At 55.7% G+C, this 16,397-nt stretch carries 17 protein-coding genes; 15 read left to right on the top strand and 2 right to left on the bottom strand.

The window, feature by feature from the left end:
• The first annotated feature begins 107 nt into the window (after window positions 1-107).
• Window positions 108-2,720 (top strand): ABC transporter permease, encoded by a 2,613-nt coding sequence (locus K365_RS0121180; protein ID WP_024336191.1) that lies wholly within the window; start codon window positions 108-110, stop codon window positions 2,718-2,720.
• An 84-nt stretch (window positions 2,721-2,804) separates the two neighbouring features.
• Window positions 2,805-3,257: a pyridoxamine 5'-phosphate oxidase family protein gene (locus K365_RS0121175; RefSeq protein ID WP_006968063.1), complete on the top strand. Its 453-nt coding sequence runs from the start codon at window positions 2,805-2,807 to the stop codon at window positions 3,255-3,257.
• A gap of 32 nt (window positions 3,258-3,289) precedes the next feature.
• Here the strand turns inward: K365_RS0121175 and K365_RS0121170 are convergent, their stop codons facing one another.
• Window positions 3,290-4,327, bottom strand: coding sequence for a hypothetical protein (locus tag K365_RS0121170; RefSeq protein WP_006968062.1), 1,038 nt, complete (start codon window positions 4,325-4,327; stop codon window positions 3,290-3,292).
• A gap of 174 nt (window positions 4,328-4,501) precedes the next feature.
• Between K365_RS0121170 and K365_RS26065 the strand changes: the two genes are divergently transcribed.
• Window positions 4,502-4,690 carry a hypothetical protein gene (locus K365_RS26065; RefSeq protein ID WP_006968061.1) on the top strand — a complete coding sequence of 63 codons (189 nt, stop codon included), beginning with the start codon at window positions 4,502-4,504 and terminating at the stop codon, window positions 4,688-4,690.
• A 26-nt stretch (window positions 4,691-4,716) separates the two neighbouring features.
• Here K365_RS26065 and K365_RS0121160 read toward each other — a convergent pair whose 3' ends face one another.
• Window positions 4,717-6,123: a sigma-54 interaction domain-containing protein gene (locus tag K365_RS0121160; protein ID WP_006968060.1), complete on the bottom strand. Its 1,407-nt coding sequence runs from the start codon at window positions 6,121-6,123 to the stop codon at window positions 4,717-4,719.
• Window positions 6,124-6,426: 303 nt separating this feature from the next.
• Here K365_RS0121160 and K365_RS0121155 point away from each other — a divergent pair, with 303 nt between their 5' ends.
• The 12 genes from K365_RS0121155 to K365_RS0121105 all read left to right on the top strand — a co-directional run bounded on the left by K365_RS0121155 (window position 6,427) and on the right by K365_RS0121105 (window position 16,380).
• Window positions 6,427-6,675, top strand: a complete 249-nt coding sequence (locus K365_RS0121155) for a hypothetical protein (RefSeq protein WP_006968059.1) — start codon at window positions 6,427-6,429, stop codon at window positions 6,673-6,675.
• A gap of 66 nt (window positions 6,676-6,741) precedes the next feature.
• Complete coding sequence (locus K365_RS0121150) at window positions 6,742-7,059, top strand: GntR family transcriptional regulator (RefSeq protein ID WP_006968058.1); 318 nt, start codon at window positions 6,742-6,744, stop codon at window positions 7,057-7,059.
• Window positions 7,060-7,101: 42 nt separating this feature from the next.
• Window positions 7,102-7,269, top strand: a complete 168-nt coding sequence (locus tag K365_RS28310; RefSeq protein ID WP_006968057.1) for a hypothetical protein — start codon at window positions 7,102-7,104, stop codon at window positions 7,267-7,269.
• Window positions 7,270-7,307: 38 nt separating this feature from the next.
• Window positions 7,308-8,519, top strand: coding sequence for an ornithine--oxo-acid transaminase (gene rocD, locus K365_RS0121140; protein WP_006968056.1), 1,212 nt, complete (start codon window positions 7,308-7,310; stop codon window positions 8,517-8,519).
• Between the two features lie 3 nt (window positions 8,520-8,522).
• The gene (locus K365_RS0121135; RefSeq protein ID WP_006968055.1) at window positions 8,523-8,756 is read left to right on the top strand and encodes a ribbon-helix-helix domain-containing protein; all 234 of its coding nucleotides are present in this window, start codon (window positions 8,523-8,525) and stop codon (window positions 8,754-8,756) included.
• A gap of 78 nt (window positions 8,757-8,834) precedes the next feature.
• The gene (locus tag K365_RS29515; protein WP_245569297.1) at window positions 8,835-8,996 is read left to right on the top strand and encodes a hypothetical protein; all 162 of its coding nucleotides are present in this window, start codon (window positions 8,835-8,837) and stop codon (window positions 8,994-8,996) included.
• Window positions 8,997-9,153: 157 nt separating this feature from the next.
• Window positions 9,154-10,383 carry an NAD(P)/FAD-dependent oxidoreductase gene (locus K365_RS0121130; protein WP_024336190.1) on the top strand — a complete coding sequence of 410 codons (1,230 nt, stop codon included), beginning with the start codon at window positions 9,154-9,156 and terminating at the stop codon, window positions 10,381-10,383.
• Between the two features lie 53 nt (window positions 10,384-10,436).
• Window positions 10,437-11,045: a 4Fe-4S dicluster domain-containing protein gene (locus K365_RS0121125; RefSeq protein ID WP_006968053.1), complete on the top strand. Its 609-nt coding sequence runs from the start codon at window positions 10,437-10,439 to the stop codon at window positions 11,043-11,045.
• A 2-nt stretch (window positions 11,046-11,047) separates the two neighbouring features.
• Window positions 11,048-12,928 (top strand): anaerobic carbon-monoxide dehydrogenase catalytic subunit, encoded by a 1,881-nt coding sequence (cooS, locus tag K365_RS0121120; RefSeq protein WP_024336189.1) that lies wholly within the window; start codon window positions 11,048-11,050, stop codon window positions 12,926-12,928.
• A gap of 10 nt (window positions 12,929-12,938) precedes the next feature.
• Window positions 12,939-14,507 (top strand): PAS domain-containing sensor histidine kinase, encoded by a 1,569-nt coding sequence (locus tag K365_RS0121115; RefSeq protein WP_006968051.1) that lies wholly within the window; start codon window positions 12,939-12,941, stop codon window positions 14,505-14,507.
• A gap of 2 nt (window positions 14,508-14,509) precedes the next feature.
• Window positions 14,510-15,856 carry a sigma-54-dependent transcriptional regulator gene (locus K365_RS0121110; protein WP_024336188.1) on the top strand — a complete coding sequence of 449 codons (1,347 nt, stop codon included), beginning with the start codon at window positions 14,510-14,512 and terminating at the stop codon, window positions 15,854-15,856.
• Window positions 15,853-16,380 (top strand): archaemetzincin family Zn-dependent metalloprotease, encoded by a 528-nt coding sequence (locus K365_RS0121105; RefSeq protein ID WP_024336187.1) that lies wholly within the window; start codon window positions 15,853-15,855, stop codon window positions 16,378-16,380. Before K365_RS0121110 ends, K365_RS0121105 begins: the two co-directional genes overlap by 4 nt.
• The last annotated feature ends 17 nt before the right edge of the window (window positions 16,381-16,397 follow it).

The following is a 16,397-nucleotide window of genomic DNA, read 5'->3' as shown; positions in this document are numbered from 1 at the left end:
AACCTGGTGGAAACCCGGCGCAAAACCCTGGTGGTGGTGACCCACAATCAGGATCTGGCAGCCCGGTGCCGGGAAACAAAAATTCTGTCCCGGGGAAATCTTGCCTGATGTTGTGGATTCGTCTGGCTTTTCGGGAACTGCTCCGCAACAAAGGATTTTCTTTGTTTTTCACGGCCAACCTGGCCGTGGGACTGTGCGGGTTTGTGGCCGTCCAGAGTTTCAGCCGGTCTTTGAATCAGCATCTGGATGACAATTTACGCAATATTCTGACGGCCGATCTGGTGGTCACGGCCAATGCCCCGTTCACCCCGGCGGAAAAAGAGGTGATGCACAAGGTGCTGGGACCGGATGTGCAGGTGTCGGAAGTGATCCGGTTTTTCACCATGGTGCAGACTCGGAACACCACCCGGCTGGTGCAGGTGATGGCCGTGGATGAGACATATCCGCTTTACGGCGGGTTTGCCTTGGACCCCGGCATTCATCGGAGTGCCATTCATCAGTCCCCCAGCGTGTTCATGTCCCGGGACACGGCGGTGACCCTGGGCATCCGGGATCATGCCGATCCCAGGGACGGTCTTCAGGATGACTCCGGCCGGAAAGCCGTCCCGCCGGGCGATTCCACTCCGGACGCGTCCCAAACCCTGACCCTGGGAAACACGCTGTTTACCGTGGCCGGTTTTTTTGTCGATGATCCGGACAAGGCCCTGACCACCCTGGAGCTGGCGCCTAAAATCTATGTGGGTGCGGATCAGCTGGCAAATGCCGGGCTCCTGGGGTTCGGAGCCCGGGTGCGGTATCATATGTATTGCCGGATGCCGCCGGGAACGGATGTGCCGGCCCTGACGCAGGCCCTGCGTTCAGGTTTTGCCGGCCTGTCCCCGGATCAGTCCCGGATCCGGGTCCGGGACAGCCGGGATGTCAGCCAGAGCCTGTCCCGGGTCACGGGATATTTTGCCGGGTACATGGCCCTGGTTTCCCTGGTGGCCCTGTTTCTGGCCGGGATGGCTGCCGCTTTTCTGTTCCGGGGATTTCTGGGGGGAAAACACAAAGAGATCGCCGTGCTCATGAGCCTGGGGGCCCGGCGGTCCGGGGTGTGTGCATTTCTGTTTGCCCAGTTGATTTTTCTGGGTTTGCTGGCTGCGGTCATGGCCCTTGCCGGGGCATGGCTGCTGCTGCCGGCATTCCCGTGGATGCTCAAAGGCCTGGTGCCTGAAGGGATTGTCCTGAACATGGATCTGGTGACCGCAGGCATGGCCCTGGGGCTGGGCGGCCTGGGCAGCCTGGTGTTCTGTTTGCCCGTGCTGGTGAATCTGCTGTCCATCAAACCCCTGCTGCTGTTGCAGGGAAGTGCGGCAGACAAAGGTGTGAACCCGTGGTGGCGGGCTGCGGCATTCCTGCCGGGGGGGGGCTGGTTTATTGCCGGGGCCATGCTGGTGGGGGGATCGCCGGCCAACGGACTGGTGTTCACGGCCGGATTTGCCCTGGCACTTTTGATTTTTTCTTTGGCCGGATGGCTGGGGGCCGGATGGTGCCGGCGGTTGGCCAATACCCGCCACCTGGTGCGCAAACTGGCGTTTCTGAACCTGTACCGCCACCGGGGGGCATCTCTGGCCTGCTTTGTCACCATTGCCATGGGCGTATTTCTCATCAGCCTGATTCCCCAATTGCAAAAAGGACTTCAGACCGAGATCCAGCGGCCGGAAGGGTTGAAGATCCCGGTGTTCTTTCTCATGGATATCCAGGATGACCAGACCGGGGATCTGGAAACCTTCATGCAGGATCACCCGGGGAACCTGGAAAATCTGTCCCCCATGGTCCGGGGCCGGATACTGTCTGTGAATGACGATCCGTTTCATACCCGGGAAGACACCCGGGAATCCAGTGGCCGGTCCCGACGGACGGAACATAATTTTTCGTATCGGGCCGATCTGGACCCGTCTGAAACCATTGTGCAGGGACCGCCGCTGTCATCAGACCCCTGGAAGTTCGGATCACAAACTTTGTTTGAAATTTCCGTGGCCCGCTCCTTTGCCGATGATCATGATCTGGTGATCGGCGATACCATGCGGTTCGACATCCAGGGCATGGTGCTGGAAGGCCGGATTCACAATATCCGCAAGGTCCGGTGGAACAGTTTTCAGCCCAATTTCTTTTTATTGTTCCAGAACGGGGTTCTGAACAATGCGCCCAAAACCTGGCTGGGAGCCGTGGCCCAGGTGCCGCCGGATCAGCGGCCTGGTTTGAAAAACAAAATTGTACAGGCCTTTCCCAATATTTCCATCATTGATGTCACCCAGATGATCACCACATTGACCTTTATTGCGGACCGGCTGTCCATTTCCGTGCGGTTCATGGCCTGGCTGGCCATTGCCGCCGGCCTGGTATCCATTTTTTCCATTGCCCGGCACCAGGCCCGGCGCCAGGCCGCCCAGACCAACCTGCTCAAGGTGCTGGGGACCGGATTCGGCGACATCCGGCGCATCAGTCTTCTGGAATTCGGCAGCCTGGGCTTTGCTGCGGCCCTGGTGGCCGTGATACTCAGTGCCGGGTTTTCCCGGGCCATTGCCTGGTATTTTTTTGACAGCCTCTGGGCCCTGGACATGGGGTATCTGCTGGGCATTCTGATACTGACCACGTTGATCTGCATGGCCACGGCTGTGGCAGCCGCCGGAAAAATTTTGAAAACACGGCCTTTGATGCTGCTGAAAAAAAGTGGTTGAAGCGCATTTTTTGTGTGCAGTTCATGTCAGGGTGTGATAATTTTTTTTTCTCCGGAACATGTGATGAGCAAAGGAGGAATGCGGATGCGGCGAAAGGAAAAACAGATCACAGATAAAAAACAGATGGAACAGATCCTGGCACAGGCGCAGGTCTGCCGCCTGGCCATGGTGGATCAGGGGCAGCCTTATGTGGTGCCGTTGAATTTCGGGTACGGGAACGGGTCTCTGTATTTTCACAGTGCCCCGGAGGGACGGAAAATCGATGTGCTCAAGGCAGATCCCCAGGTCTGTTTTGAAGTGGACGAAATGGTAAAGATGAACAAGGCGGCTGCCGCCTGTGACTGGGGCGTGTCGTTTAAAAGCGTTATCGGCACGGGGACTGCCCGGATTCTGGACACCCCGGCGGAAAAGAAAGCCGGCTTAGATATCATCATGGCCCATTATTCGGGCCGGTCCTTTGACTATCCGGAAGAGAAGCTGGCAAAAACTGCCGTGGTCCAGGTGACTATCCATGAGATGACCGGCAAGCAGGGGTGATGCATTTCTGAAAGTGCCAGCGCATCAATGGTTTAAAAATTGATCTGCCACTTGATGCCATAGTAGGTGGTTTTTGTATCAGTGGCTTCCACACCGTCGAACCGGCCGATTTCCGGTACAAAAAAGACGCCGGGTGCCAGGGTGACCGTGGCATTGCCGTAATAGGTCCGGGCATCGTCATCACCGGCAGCGGTGTCGATTTCGCTGGTCACAAAGCCATACCCCGCTTCAAACGTGAACATGTCGTTGAGTTTCCAGCCCGCGGCCAGCCCGTATCCCATGCTGTCGTTGTCCAGTACCCGGTTGCCTGAGATCATGGCGAATCCGTCATCCCATCGGTTGTCTCCGCTGACGGACACGGGAATGAGGTTGCCGGCGTTCCGGCCGGTGAATACGGTGCCGTTCAGAAACGCGACGCCCAGCTTGACCCGGGCGCTGGCGGCAAGTACATGGGAATCGATGTCGTAGGTGACGGCGCCATTGATGATTTCATAAGCACTGTATCCCCCGCCCACGGCCAGGGTCACGGAATCAAAGGCAAAGGTATAGCTAACCTCGACTGCCGGCCGGTCTTCTTCTGTGGCGTAACCCGTGCCGAGATCATCGGTGTCCGGCTGTATGAACGCAATATGAAATCCCCCCAGGGTCAGCTGCAGCATGGGTTCCCGGCCGGAATAGATCATTCCCTGGGCTTTCAGGTTGTTGTCCGATCCGAACACCTGATTGGAATACGCCCAGTTCAAAGGGGAATAGGTTTGTCCCACCAGCAGCTTGCCGGCACCGAAATTCCATTCTCCGTAAAGTTTTCGCAGATTGGCATTGCCCCTGGACGCCCCGTACTCAAACGTGCCGGAAAGGGTGTCACTGACCCTGACTTTGGCGCCGATCCGGGCGTTGCTGTGCAAAGACTGTTGATAGTTGTCCGTCTCACTGCCCGAAGTCTTTGTTTCCACCTGGAATGTGGCCACCCGGGCGGAACCGTAGAAATGCCAGTCCGCTGCCGGGGCGGACACGGTCAACAGGGTCATCAAACCGAAGGTCAGGCAGACACTCATCAGGAAAGTTTTCATACGCACTCCATTGAGGGTAACAGGTTATAATCATTCGAAGTCAATGTACATGCCTTCTCACAGGTGTGTCAAGACAAGGCGTTGCCCGCACGGCACGGATGTGTCCCCCTTGAAACCGGCTTTTGCCTGGTTATGATGTTCTTATGGAGGCTGTGGAATGAAAGGGGGGGAGTTATGCCGTTTGTTTCCATACCCGGGATGCCGGGCAGGCTGTATGTGCCGGAAGAGCGGGCAGAATATTTGAAAAAATTTCCCTGCAAAGACTGTTTTTCCTGTGAATTCTGTTCTGATGACCGGTGCCGGGTGTGTCGAAGATGCCGGGGAGAAAAAGAGATCTGTTCTGAAGCGGATCAGGAGTTATGACGCTCAGCCGTCTGAAGTCGTTCCGGTCATGTCTCGTCCGGGGCCTGTTCCGGTGTCAGGCCGATGTTGTATTTTTTCATTTTTTTGTACAGCAGGGTCCGGTGAATGCCCAGGAGTTTCGCGGCCCGGGCCTTGTTGTATCCGGTTTGCGCCAGGGCCTTATGGATGGCCGCGATCTGGGCTGCATCCCGGGCGGTTTTCAGGGAAGGTTCCGATGGCCTGCCGGACACATTTCGGCCCGATGCCGAAATAAAAGGCAGGTCTGCCGTGCAGATGGTGCCGCTGCCTGACGCATACATGGCTCGTTCCAGTACATTGGACAGCTCTCTGGCATTGCCGGGCCAGGAATAGCGTACCAGGGCCCGAGAAGCTGTTTTTTCTATTTTCACGGCGGGCCGGCCCGCTTCCTTTACGATTTTTTTCAGCATATGCTTTGCCAGGGGCAGAATATCTTCCGGCCGTTCCCGCAGGGGCGGAATATGGATGGGGATGACGTTGAGCCGGTAGAACAGGTCCCGCCGGAACCGGTTTGTTGCCATCATTTTAGCCAGGTCCCGGTTGGTGGCGCTGATCACCCGGAAATCGGAGCGGATGACCCGGGTGCCGCCGATACGCTCAAACGCTTTGTCTTCAAGCACCCGGAGCAGTTTGGGCTGCATCTCCAGGGGCAGGTCTCCGATTTCGTCCAGAAAGATGGTGCCTTTGCCGGCCAGCTCAAACCGGCCGGGCTTTCCTTTTGTCCCGGCACCGGTGAACGCGCCTTTGTCATATCCGAACAGTTCCGATTCCAGCAGGTCCCTGGGGATGGCCGCGCAATTGATTTTCACGAACGGATGCAGTTTCCTGGGGCCGGCATTGTGGATGGCCTGGGCAAACAGCTCCTTGCCTGTGCCGCTTTCTCCGGTGATCAGCACACTGGAATGGGTGGCTGCCGCTTTTGCCGCCTCCTGCTTCAGGCCGGTGATGGCATCACTGTCACCGATAATGCAGTCAAAGGTGTACCGGGTGGCCCGGAGATCAAACAGCTCCTTTTCAAACAGCTGGACCTTGGATTCCAGCAGAGAGAGTTGTTCCGCCAGGTCCCGCACCTCTGCCACATCCCTGAACATGACCTGGCCGTAAACTGCGATGACCTTTCCGTCCTTTTTGATGGGGATGCGCTGGACCACCATATCCTGGCCGTTGATGCGGTGGGAGTGGTTGATTTCCGCCTTTCCCGTGCGGGCCACGATGTGCATGCGGGTGTTTTCCACCACCTCGGTGCAGTGCCGGCCGATCTGGGCTTTGGGGTCCAGGTTCAGGAACCGGCCGTAGGGTTCGTTGAAATGGGTGATATATCCGCGGGCATCGATGACCAGCACGCCGGCATTGATATTGTCAAATATCCGTTCGTACAGTGCCAGTTTTTCTCTGAGGGCTTCTATTGTATTCATTTTGATACACCTGGGGATGTTATAATACCAGGTGTATCAAATGTCGAGAAAAAGTTGATTCGTCCGGTAAATGCCCGTCCAAATCGTATCATTTAGACTACATGTAGACCCATTGATACGATACTGCCCGCATGACACCGTTGAATTCCGGCTTCAGGTAATGGGGCGGGATGGTGCGCCTCCGGGCCTTTTGCGCCTGGCTGCCCCGCCTCGATTCCGGCTGGCCTGAATTTTGCTGATGTAAATGATCGACATATAATTGTTGAACCCGGTTTATTTCAGACATCAGAAAGGAAGAAAACCATGAAGCACAATGCCGACACCATCGTATCTTTGTTCATCTCCTGTTTCATGTCCGAACTGCTGCAAGACAGCGACGCTTTGGCCGGGATGACTCCCGGACAACAGGCTCTTCTTCAGACCGTCTGCCGCACTGCGGTCCGGGATGCACTGGAATTGTCGGCGCCTGGGTCCGCGCAGCAGGTGCCGGCGACGCAAATGTCAGAGATCTGCCCTCTGGAATGCTCTTGTGAAAGCCCTTGTGCCTGTTGACAGAAATGACGGACCGTGGTAGCTCATTCGGGCAAGTTGAACCTGATTCTAACCGGAAGTGGATGGATGACGAAAACGACGCAGCCCGAAACCGACCATGAAGATCTGACCCTGAAGGCGATCAACGGCATCAAAAACATGCTGTTCAGCAATGAGATCACCTCAGCGCTCCGGCTCAATGCAAGGGATCTGTCCAAGCGGCTGAACATGAGCCCCACGCCGGTGACTCAGGCCCTGAAACTCCTTCACTTCCAGGGAATTCTGGGGCATGTGCCCCACAAGGGGTATTTTCTGGAAACCAATACCCCGCAGATGATTCAGGATATCTTTCACCTGCGCATGGCCCTGGAATCCGCCGGTCTGGTTTTTTTCATAAAAATATGATAGGTGAAACAGATAACTCGTTGAAAAAGGAAACCACCGCGCATGACATCTTATCATCCAGCCGGCACATACACCTGCCAGGAGTACAGAGAGGAGATGATCCTTCTGGCGTTGCAGAAAAAACTGGCAGCCCCGGACCTGTCTCCGGAGGAGAAACAGCGGGTTCTTGAGGAAATCGCCGAGGTAGAGGCCCGGATGGGCATGGACTGAGCGGTTGTGATCAATATAGAGACTTAAGGATAGCTGCAATGAAAACAACAGAACTCATTAAAAAAGAAAACCAGTTCGGGGCAAAAAACTACAAACCCCTGGATGTGGTATTGAGCAAGGGATCCGGCATCTGGGTCTGGGATGTGGAAGGCAACCGCTACATGGACTGCCTGTCTGCCTATTCCGCCGTGAACCAGGGGCATTGTCATCCCAAAATTTATCAAGCCCTGGTGGACCAGGCACAGAAACTCACCCTTACCTCCCGGGCGTTCCGCAACGATCAGCTGCCCCTGCTGTATGAGGAGTTGTGCCAGCTCACGGATTCCCACAAGATGCTGCCCATGAACTCCGGGGCCGAAGCTGTGGAAACCGTGATCAAATGCGCCCGAAAATGGGGATATGAATCCAAGGGCGTGGCACGGGGCCGGGCCGACATTATCGTATGCTCGGACAATTTCCACGGCCGGACCCTGTCCATCATCGGGTTCAGCACGGATGACAATGCCCGACAGAACTTCGGGCCGTTCACTCCGGGATTCACCGTGATTCCATTCGGGGATGCCGATGCCCTGGAAGCCGCCATTACCCCCAACACCGTGGCATTCCTGGTGGAGCCCGTCCAGGGGGAAGCCGGGGTCATTATTCCGCCCAAAGGCTATCTCAAGCGGGTCAGGGAGATCTGTACCCAGAAGAACGTGCTCATGATTTTAGATGAGATCCAGACGGGCTTAGGCCGCACGGGCAAACTGCTGGCTGAGGAACACGAAGGGGTTCAGGCGGACCTCACCCTGATCGGCAAGGCCCTGTCCGGCGGATTTTACCCGGTTTCTGCCGTGCTGTCCAACGAGGCCGTACTGGGCCTGCTCCAGCCGGGCCAGCACGGGTCCACCTTCGGCGGCAATCCCCTGGCCTGCGCCGTGGCCCGGGCTGCCCTCAAAGTTTTGGTGGAAGAAAACATGATTGATAACGCCGCTGCCATGGGGGCCTATTTCCTGGAACAGCTGCGGCAAATCCAGCACCCGGCCGTCAAGGAAATCCGGGGTATCGGCCTGATGATCGCCGTTGAGCTGCACGAAAACACCCCGGGCGGCGCCAGAGGCATCTGCGAGGCGCTTCAGGAAAAAGGGATCCTGTGCAAGGAAACCCACACCTGGACCATCCGGTTCGCCCCGCCCCTGGTGATCACGAAACCCGACATTGACTGGGCCATGGAACAGATCCGGGAGGTGTTCGCAGAGCTGGAGGGATAAACCATGAGAACCATTCAAATGACCCTTGACGAAGATCTTGTAAAAGCCGTTGACCGCGTGTCAAAACAACTTTGTACCACTTGGTCTGCATTCACGAGAAAAGCACTTCGTGAGGCCCTGGCCCGCTATCATGCCGAACAGCTGGAGCAAAAGCACCGGAAAGGGTATGAGCGGCAGCCCGTATCAGAGGGCGAATTCTCTGTGTGGGAATCGGAGCAGGCCTGGGGGGATGAATGAAGCGCGGCGAAGTTCGCTGGTATCGGTTTTTTGAGTCCGGACAAGAAACGACCGGTCCTGATTCTGACACGCAATTCAGTGCTGGAATATCTTGGAGAAGTTACAGTTGCCCCTGTGACAAGCACAATCCGGGAGATGCCGTCCGAAGTGTTTCTTTCTGTTGATGTGACGGTATGCCCCGGGATTGCGCTGTCAATTGTGACCATTTACAGACGGTTTCAAGGGGAATCGGCGCGTTGATTACCACCCTTGATTCGGCCAAAATGGGGGATGTCGGGCGGGCCATCCGATTTTCCCTCGCCATTTGAGGCAACACGCGATTTTTCTTTTTTCTTGACAAATCAGCCGGGTTCTGATTACGGATAAATATCATTTTTCTGGAATCTGCGGAGGTGTCATGAAACACCTGATTATCGGAAATGGAACTGCCGGGATCAACGCTGCCAGGGCCATTCGGGAGATGGATGCCACGGCGGCCATTGTCATGGTCAGTGACGAAACGTTTCCCCCGTACAGCCGCCCCATGATCTCGTATGTTCTGGAAGGATCAGAACCCCACGAAAAACTGCCCCTTTTTGCCGGCAGTGTTTATGAAGACCTGAACATCACCCCTGTGTTAGGCCATCGCGCAGCCCACCTGGATGTGAAAAAAAAGATCGTTCGCCTGGAAAACGGGGCAGACATCGATTTTGAAACACTGTTAATCGCTTCCGGCGCCGATGCCAGGCAGATCAAGGTTCCGGGATCGGACCTGGGCAATATCTTCACCATGCGCACCCAGAAAGACGTGCTGGATCAACTGAAGGCCGTTTCACAGGGGGTGAAAAACGCCCTGGTGCTGGGCGGGGGGCTGGTGGGATTCAAGGCGGCCCATGCCCTGTTAAAAAGGGGTATCCGGGCCACCATGCTCATCACATCCCCCTATCCCCTGGCCATGCAGGTGGATGAAACCGCCGGAAAAATGATTTTAAAGGAACTGGAAACCCATGGATTGACCGTCAAAGTCGGGGTCAGCGTCACCGCGTTTGACGGCGGTGAAACGGTTAAAAACGCCCGCCTGGATTCAGGGGAAACCCTGGAGTGTGATCTGGTCATCGTGGGCAAGGGCGTGGACCCGTCTCTGGGGTTCATCCCGGAAAACGATATCGACATGGGTTATGGTATTCAAGTGGATTCATATCTTTGTTCCAGTGTTCCGGATATTTATGCGGCCGGTGATGCAGCCGAGACCTTTGATATTGCCCGTCAAACCCGGTGGATCAATGCCATCTGGCCGGAAGCCGCCATCCAGGGCCGAATTGCGGGATTCAACATGGCCGGCAGAAAAGTGTCATATCCGGGCAGCTTAGGCCGGAACGTCATGCGGATTTACGGCCTGGATGTCATGACCATGGGACTGGCGAATCCGGAAAATACAAAAGACCTTGAGATCATTCAGGCCGGGGATGAAAATGCCGGGGCCTATCGCCGCCTGGTATTTAGCGGCGATATCCTGGTGGGGGCTGTCCTGATCAATCAGATCGAACAGGGTGGCATATTACGGGCCATGATCGAAAACAGGGTGCCTGTGAGAATTCCAAAGAAATACCTGATGTCTCTGAATTTCAATTACAGCCGATTGCTGTAATCAAATTTGTGCAGGGGCGAAAAAAGCCCTGATATCCGCCCAAAGGAGGACCGATGAAACAAGTCATTGTCAATCCGGAGAAATGCGTGGGATGCATGCAGTGCATGCTGGCCTGCGCCGTGGCGCATTCAAGATCCGAATCCCTGTTTGCCGCGGTGCAGGAAACCCCGAAGCCCCGGGCCCGGGTGCATGTGGGGGCCGGGATGTTCAACCAGGGGTTTCCCAACCGGTGCCGCCACTGTGATCCGGCGCCCTGCCAGCTGGCCTGCCTGACCGGGGCCATCTTTCGGGATGCCGCCACACACACGGTATTCGTCAATCCGGACCGGTGCATCAACTGTGCATCGTGTGCCATGGCCTGCCCGTACGGGGTTCTGCGGTTTCATGAACACGCCGCCGCGCCGCCGGGAAAAACCGTGGCCGTGAAATGTGACAACTGCGATGCCCGGGTTGCCCGGGGACAAATCCCGGCCTGTGTCGAGGTCTGCAAGACCGGGGCCCTGGTGTATGATGAGATCACACATGCCATGAATGAAAAAACCCGGCAGGTGGCCCGCACCATGTCGGCCGATGCCGCCGCCCAGGGCCTGCCGGATACGGTGGCTCTTTACAACACCCTGAAACAGGCCGCCGTAAAGGCTGGTGCAGCAATAAGGAGGTGAACATGATTGATCCCAGAACCGATGTTTCGATTACCAGCGATGGAAATCTGTTATTTGACAAAGCCGTCAAAGACAACGTGGAAACCGTGTGGCACCGTCACGAAGCCCAGCAGCCCCAGTGCGGTTTCTGCGACATGGGACTGTCCTGCCGGATCTGTATCATGGGTCCCTGCCGGGTGGATCCCTTCGGCCAGGGGCCCCAGACAGGGGTCTGCGGTGCAGATGCCGACATCATCGTGGCCCGGAACCTGTGCCGCATGATTGCCGCCGGGGCTGCCTCTCATTCCGATCACGGCCGGGACCTGGTGGAAGTGCTGGAAGCGGTTTCCAAAGGCGAGGCCCCCGGGTACAAGATCCGCAGTGAGGAAAAACTCAGACGGGTGGCCGGGGAATACGGTATTCAAACCGAAGGAAAAGACGTCCTAACCGTTGCCGGAGAGCTGGCCGATGCCATGATGGAAGATTACGGCATGCGCCGGAAATCCGTGACCCTGGTCAACCGGGCACCTGAAAAGCGCCGCAAAGTCTGGGAAAACGCCGGTATCACCCCCAGAGGCATTGACCGGGAAACCTCGGAAATGATGCACCGCACCCATATGGGCGTGGACAACGACTGGGTCAGCCTGTTGACCCAGGGGCTGCGCAATGCCCTGTCCGACGGGTGGGGCGGGTCCATGATCGCCACGGAAGTGTCGGACATCCTGTTCGGGGTGCCGGCCCCCAAACCCACCATGGTCAATGCCGGTGTTTTGAAAAAAGGCCAGGTCAATATCGTGGTTCACGGTCACAATCCCGTGGTGTCGGAAATGGTTTCCAAAGCCTGTATTTCCGAGGAAATGCTGGCCCTTGCCAAGGCAAAGGGCGCTGCGGGCATCAATCTTGTCGGTGTCTGCTGCACTGGCAATGAACTGCTCATGCGCCGGGGCATTGCCATGGCCGGAAACCATCTCATGACCGAACTGATTCTGACCACCGGGGCTGTGGACATGATGATCGTGGATTACCAGTGCATCATGCCGTCCATCGGCAAAGCAGCGGCCTGCTATCATACAAAAATGATCAGCACATCGGACAAGGCCCGGTTTCCGGGCATGGAACACCATGAATTCCACCCGGACAATGCCGAAGAAAAAGCCAAAACCCTGGTGAAAGCGGCCATTGAAAATTTCGGCAACCGCAAACAGGTCTACATTCCGGTGGCGCCCCAGGAAGCGGTGGGCGGGTTTTCCATTGAAACCATTCTGGGGGCCCTGGGCGGGACGCCAGCGCCGTTGATCGATGCCATCAAAGCCGGAAAGATCCGGGGAGCTGTCGGCGTTGTGGGGTGCAACAACCCCAAAATCAAGCATGATTACGGCCATGTCACATTGATCAAAAAACTGATCGAAAATGATATCCTGGTGGTGGACACGGGATGTGTGTCCGTGGCCAGTGCCAAGGCCGGATTCAAGGTGCCTTCCGCCATTGAGATGGCAGGCCCGGGGTTAAAGGAAATCTGCGGGGCGTTGGGCATTCCCCCGGTGCTTCACTTAGGTTCCTGTGTGGACAATGTGCGGATCCTGGTGCTGGTCTCGGCTCTGGCCGATGCCCTGGGCGTGGATATCAGTGATCTGCCCGTGGCCGGTTCCGCACCGGAATGGTATTCGGAAAAAGCCGTGACCATCGGGGTTTACTGCGTGGCTTCCGGCATCACCACCCACTTAGGCCCCATGCCGCCGGTCACCGGGTCCATGAATGTGGTCAAGCTGCTGACGGAAGGGTTGAACGATGTGGTGGGGGCCGCGTTCGGTGTTGAACCGGACCCGGAAAAAGCGGCTGTGTTTCTGACCAAGGTGATTGAAAAAAAACGTAAAGCCCTGGGGCTGGACTGCCGCACGGTGTAAACTCAAAAAGATGAAGACCCAGACAGATACTCCCGGAAATCATGCCAACCCGGCCGTGTCACTGAATATCGCCATTGTGGGCGGTGGCCGGACCTGCCGGTTTTTCCTTGAACTGATCAAAAATGATCCCGTGCCGTTTTTTGATATTAAAATTCTGGGGGTGTGCGACAAAAACGACACGGCAGAAGGGTTTGAGCTTGCCCGGGAAATGGGGATTTATACGACGGATAATCTTTACGATCTGCTCAATATCCAGCACCTGGACAGTGTCCTGGAACTCACGGGCAGCCGGGAAGTGCTCCTTGAAATTATCCGGTTAAAACCCGAGGGCGTTGGCGTGCTCGAGTACAATATCAGCAGGATTCTTCGCAACCTGTTGCATACAAACCAGCAGCTCAAATCCACCCAGAAGAAACTGGTGGCGGAAAAAACCTTCTCCAGCCTGCTCATCCAGCAGAGTACGGCTGCCATTGTCATCATCAATACCGATTTTACCATTGCCGATGTGAATGATGCCTATCTCAATACCGTGAAAAAAACAAAGGACCAGGTGATCGGGGCCTATTGCTATGAAATTTCCCACGGTATCAACGCGCCTTGTTCCAGCGTGTTTCCCGGCGTGAACTGTCCCATGCTGGAAACCTTGAGATCCGGCACAAACGCCTATGTGATCCATGACCATCCCGGGCCGGACGGAAACCGGTTGTACTGCAGCCTGAACACCTATCCCATCAAGAATGACGAGGGAAAAGTCGTGCAGGTGATCGAGTTCTGGCGGGATATTACGGCGGAGTTTTCGGACCGGTGGAAGAAGCGGGAAAAAAAATTCAAATCCGATATCCAGAAAATGGTCCAGGAAGACCGGATGATTTCTCTGGGCAAACTGGCAGCCAGCTGCGCCCATGAAATCAACAACCCCATCCAGGGACTTTTGACATTTTGTGATTACATGCTGGATATGTTATATGCCGGACGTCCTGAAGATGATCAGCTGTCACAGTTCAAAGACCACCTGACACTCATGTCGTCGGAACTGGAGCGCTGCGGAAATATCGTTTCCGGGATGCTGTTTTTTGCCAGAGAATCCGGACTTGAGCATCAGCATATTGATTTAAACGAAGTGCTGCATGCCGTGCTCACTCTGACCCGGCATAAGCTCGAACTTGGGAATATCACTTTGACAACGGATCTGTCCCCGGTTCCCCTGATGCTGGAAGGGGATATCAACCAGCTTCAGCAGTGTTTTTTAAACCTGATTTTCAATGCCAGTGAAGCCATGCCGGAAGGGGGCCGACTGGCGGTCAGAACCTGGCTGGACCCAAAATCAGACACGGCATGTGTGGAAATCCGGGACACGGGCTACGGGATCCCGGAAAAAATACAGGATAACCTGTTTGATCCATTTTTTACCACAAAAGATGTGGGCCAGGGCACAGGACTTGGACTGTCCATTGTGCACGGGGTGGTCAAAACCCACAAGGGCACAGTAAAAATCGACAGCCGGGAAGGCAAAGGCGCGGCATTTATATTGTCGTTTCCCGTGATATCTCCGGCTGCCCATGATCCTGGGGGAGGATAGATATGGATAGTAAAATTCGCATCATGATCGTGGACGATGAGATGATTGTCCGGCAGTCTTTGTTGACCTGGTTTAAAAAATACGGCCATGAAGTGGACACGGCCGCATCAGGCATGGAGGCCCTGAAAAAACTGGAACAAACGCCGTTTCAGGTGATGTTTGTGGATATTAAAATGCCGGGGATGGACGGCCTGGAACTGCTGGAAAAAGTGAAACAGGATGACCCGGATATCATGGTGGTGATCATCACGGCCTACGGCTCCATTGAAAGCGCGGTCAAAGCCATGCGCACGGGTGCCAGCGACTATCTGCTCAAACCTTTCAAGCCGGACCAGCTGTCCCTGGTGATGGAAAGGATCCTGTGCCAGCAGAAAATCACCCAGGAGTATCAGTACCTCAAAGGTCACCTGGAACAGATCACCCGGTTTGACAACATCATCGGCCAGTCATCTCCCATGAAACAACTGTATGCCATGATCCCGGAAGTGGCCCAAAGCGACGCTTCTGTTTTAATTACCGGAGAAACGGGGACGGGCAAGGAACTGGTGGCCCGGGCCATCCATGCCAAAAGCCTTCGGGCCGAGCTGCCCTTTGTTGCCATCAACTGCGGTGCATTGCCGGACACGCTCATGGAAAGTGAATTGTTCGGGCATAAAAAAGGGGCGTTCACGGGGGCGACCCATGCCAGAAAAGGGTTTCTGGAAATCGTTTCCGGCGGGACCCTGTTTCTGGATGAAATCGGTGATATCAGCCCGAAAATGCAGGTGGACCTGCTCCGGGTCCTGGAGGACAAACAGGTGTTCAGTGTGGGAAGCGAAACACCCGTGGCCGTGGATTTCCGTCTGGTTTCCGCCACCCGGCACCACCTGGAAGACCGTATCCGAAAAGAGGCATTCCGGGAAGATTTTTATTATCGGATCAACGTGATCAAGATCCGGCTGCCTTCCCTGCGGGAGCGCAAAGATGATATTGCGCTGCTGGCCAGGCATTTCATGGAAAAATACAGCCATGAAACCACGAAAACCGTGGACCGGATCACACAGGATGCCGTCAGGCTGTTGACGTCATACGACTGGCCCGGCAATGTCAGGGAACTGGAAAATGCCGTTGAACGGGCCGTGGTGCTAAGCAAATCCCGGACCCTGACGGCCGGGGATTTTTCATTTCTGCAGCCGGCCCGGACCGCCGGGCCCAGGGCTCAGACATTGAAAGCCGTCCAGAAGGAACATATTCTCCGGATACTGGATGAACAGGACTGGCACATTACCCGGTCAGCTGAAATTTTAGGGATCAACCGGGCCACACTTCATAAAATCATTAAACGGGATCAGTTGAAAAAAGACCGATGACACAGCAGATCGGGGTGGTGCCGGTGGGAGAGGTCCCGGCACTCGTACTCAAGGTGATTGCAGCCAACATTACGGCCTGTTACAGGTGTCCGGCCGTTGTTCTGCCCAAACGGCCCGTGCCTGAATCCGCGTTTGATGACCGGCGGAACCAGTATGATGCCGGTATCATCATCGAACAGCTGGGGGCATGGAATTTCCCGGCGTGTTCTAAAATTGTGGGGATCACATCCCTGGATATTTTTATTCCCATTTTCAACTATGCATATGGGTACGCCGTCCAGGGAGGTGATCTTTCCATGATTTCGCTGTTCAGGCTGAACAGGAACGCCGACGGATCGTTGCCGCCGCCGTCTTTGTTTTACGAACGGACGGCAAAAGTCGCACTCCACGAACTCGGGCACCTGTTCAGTCTGTTCCACTGCCATGAAACCCAATGCATCATGCATTTTTCCGGTGCCATCACGGATCTGGACCAGATCCCTTTTTATCTTTGCCCGGACTGCGAAAGGCGCCTGACCCCGTGAGCTGATTTTCCTCATGG

It is taken from the genome of Desulfotignum balticum DSM 7044 (genome assembly GCF_000421285.1).
Classification (GTDB): domain Bacteria; phylum Desulfobacterota; class Desulfobacteria; order Desulfobacterales; family Desulfobacteraceae; genus Desulfotignum; species Desulfotignum balticum.
The sequence above is the reverse complement of the archived record's forward strand: the minus strand, read 5'-3'. Positions and strand labels throughout refer to the sequence as shown.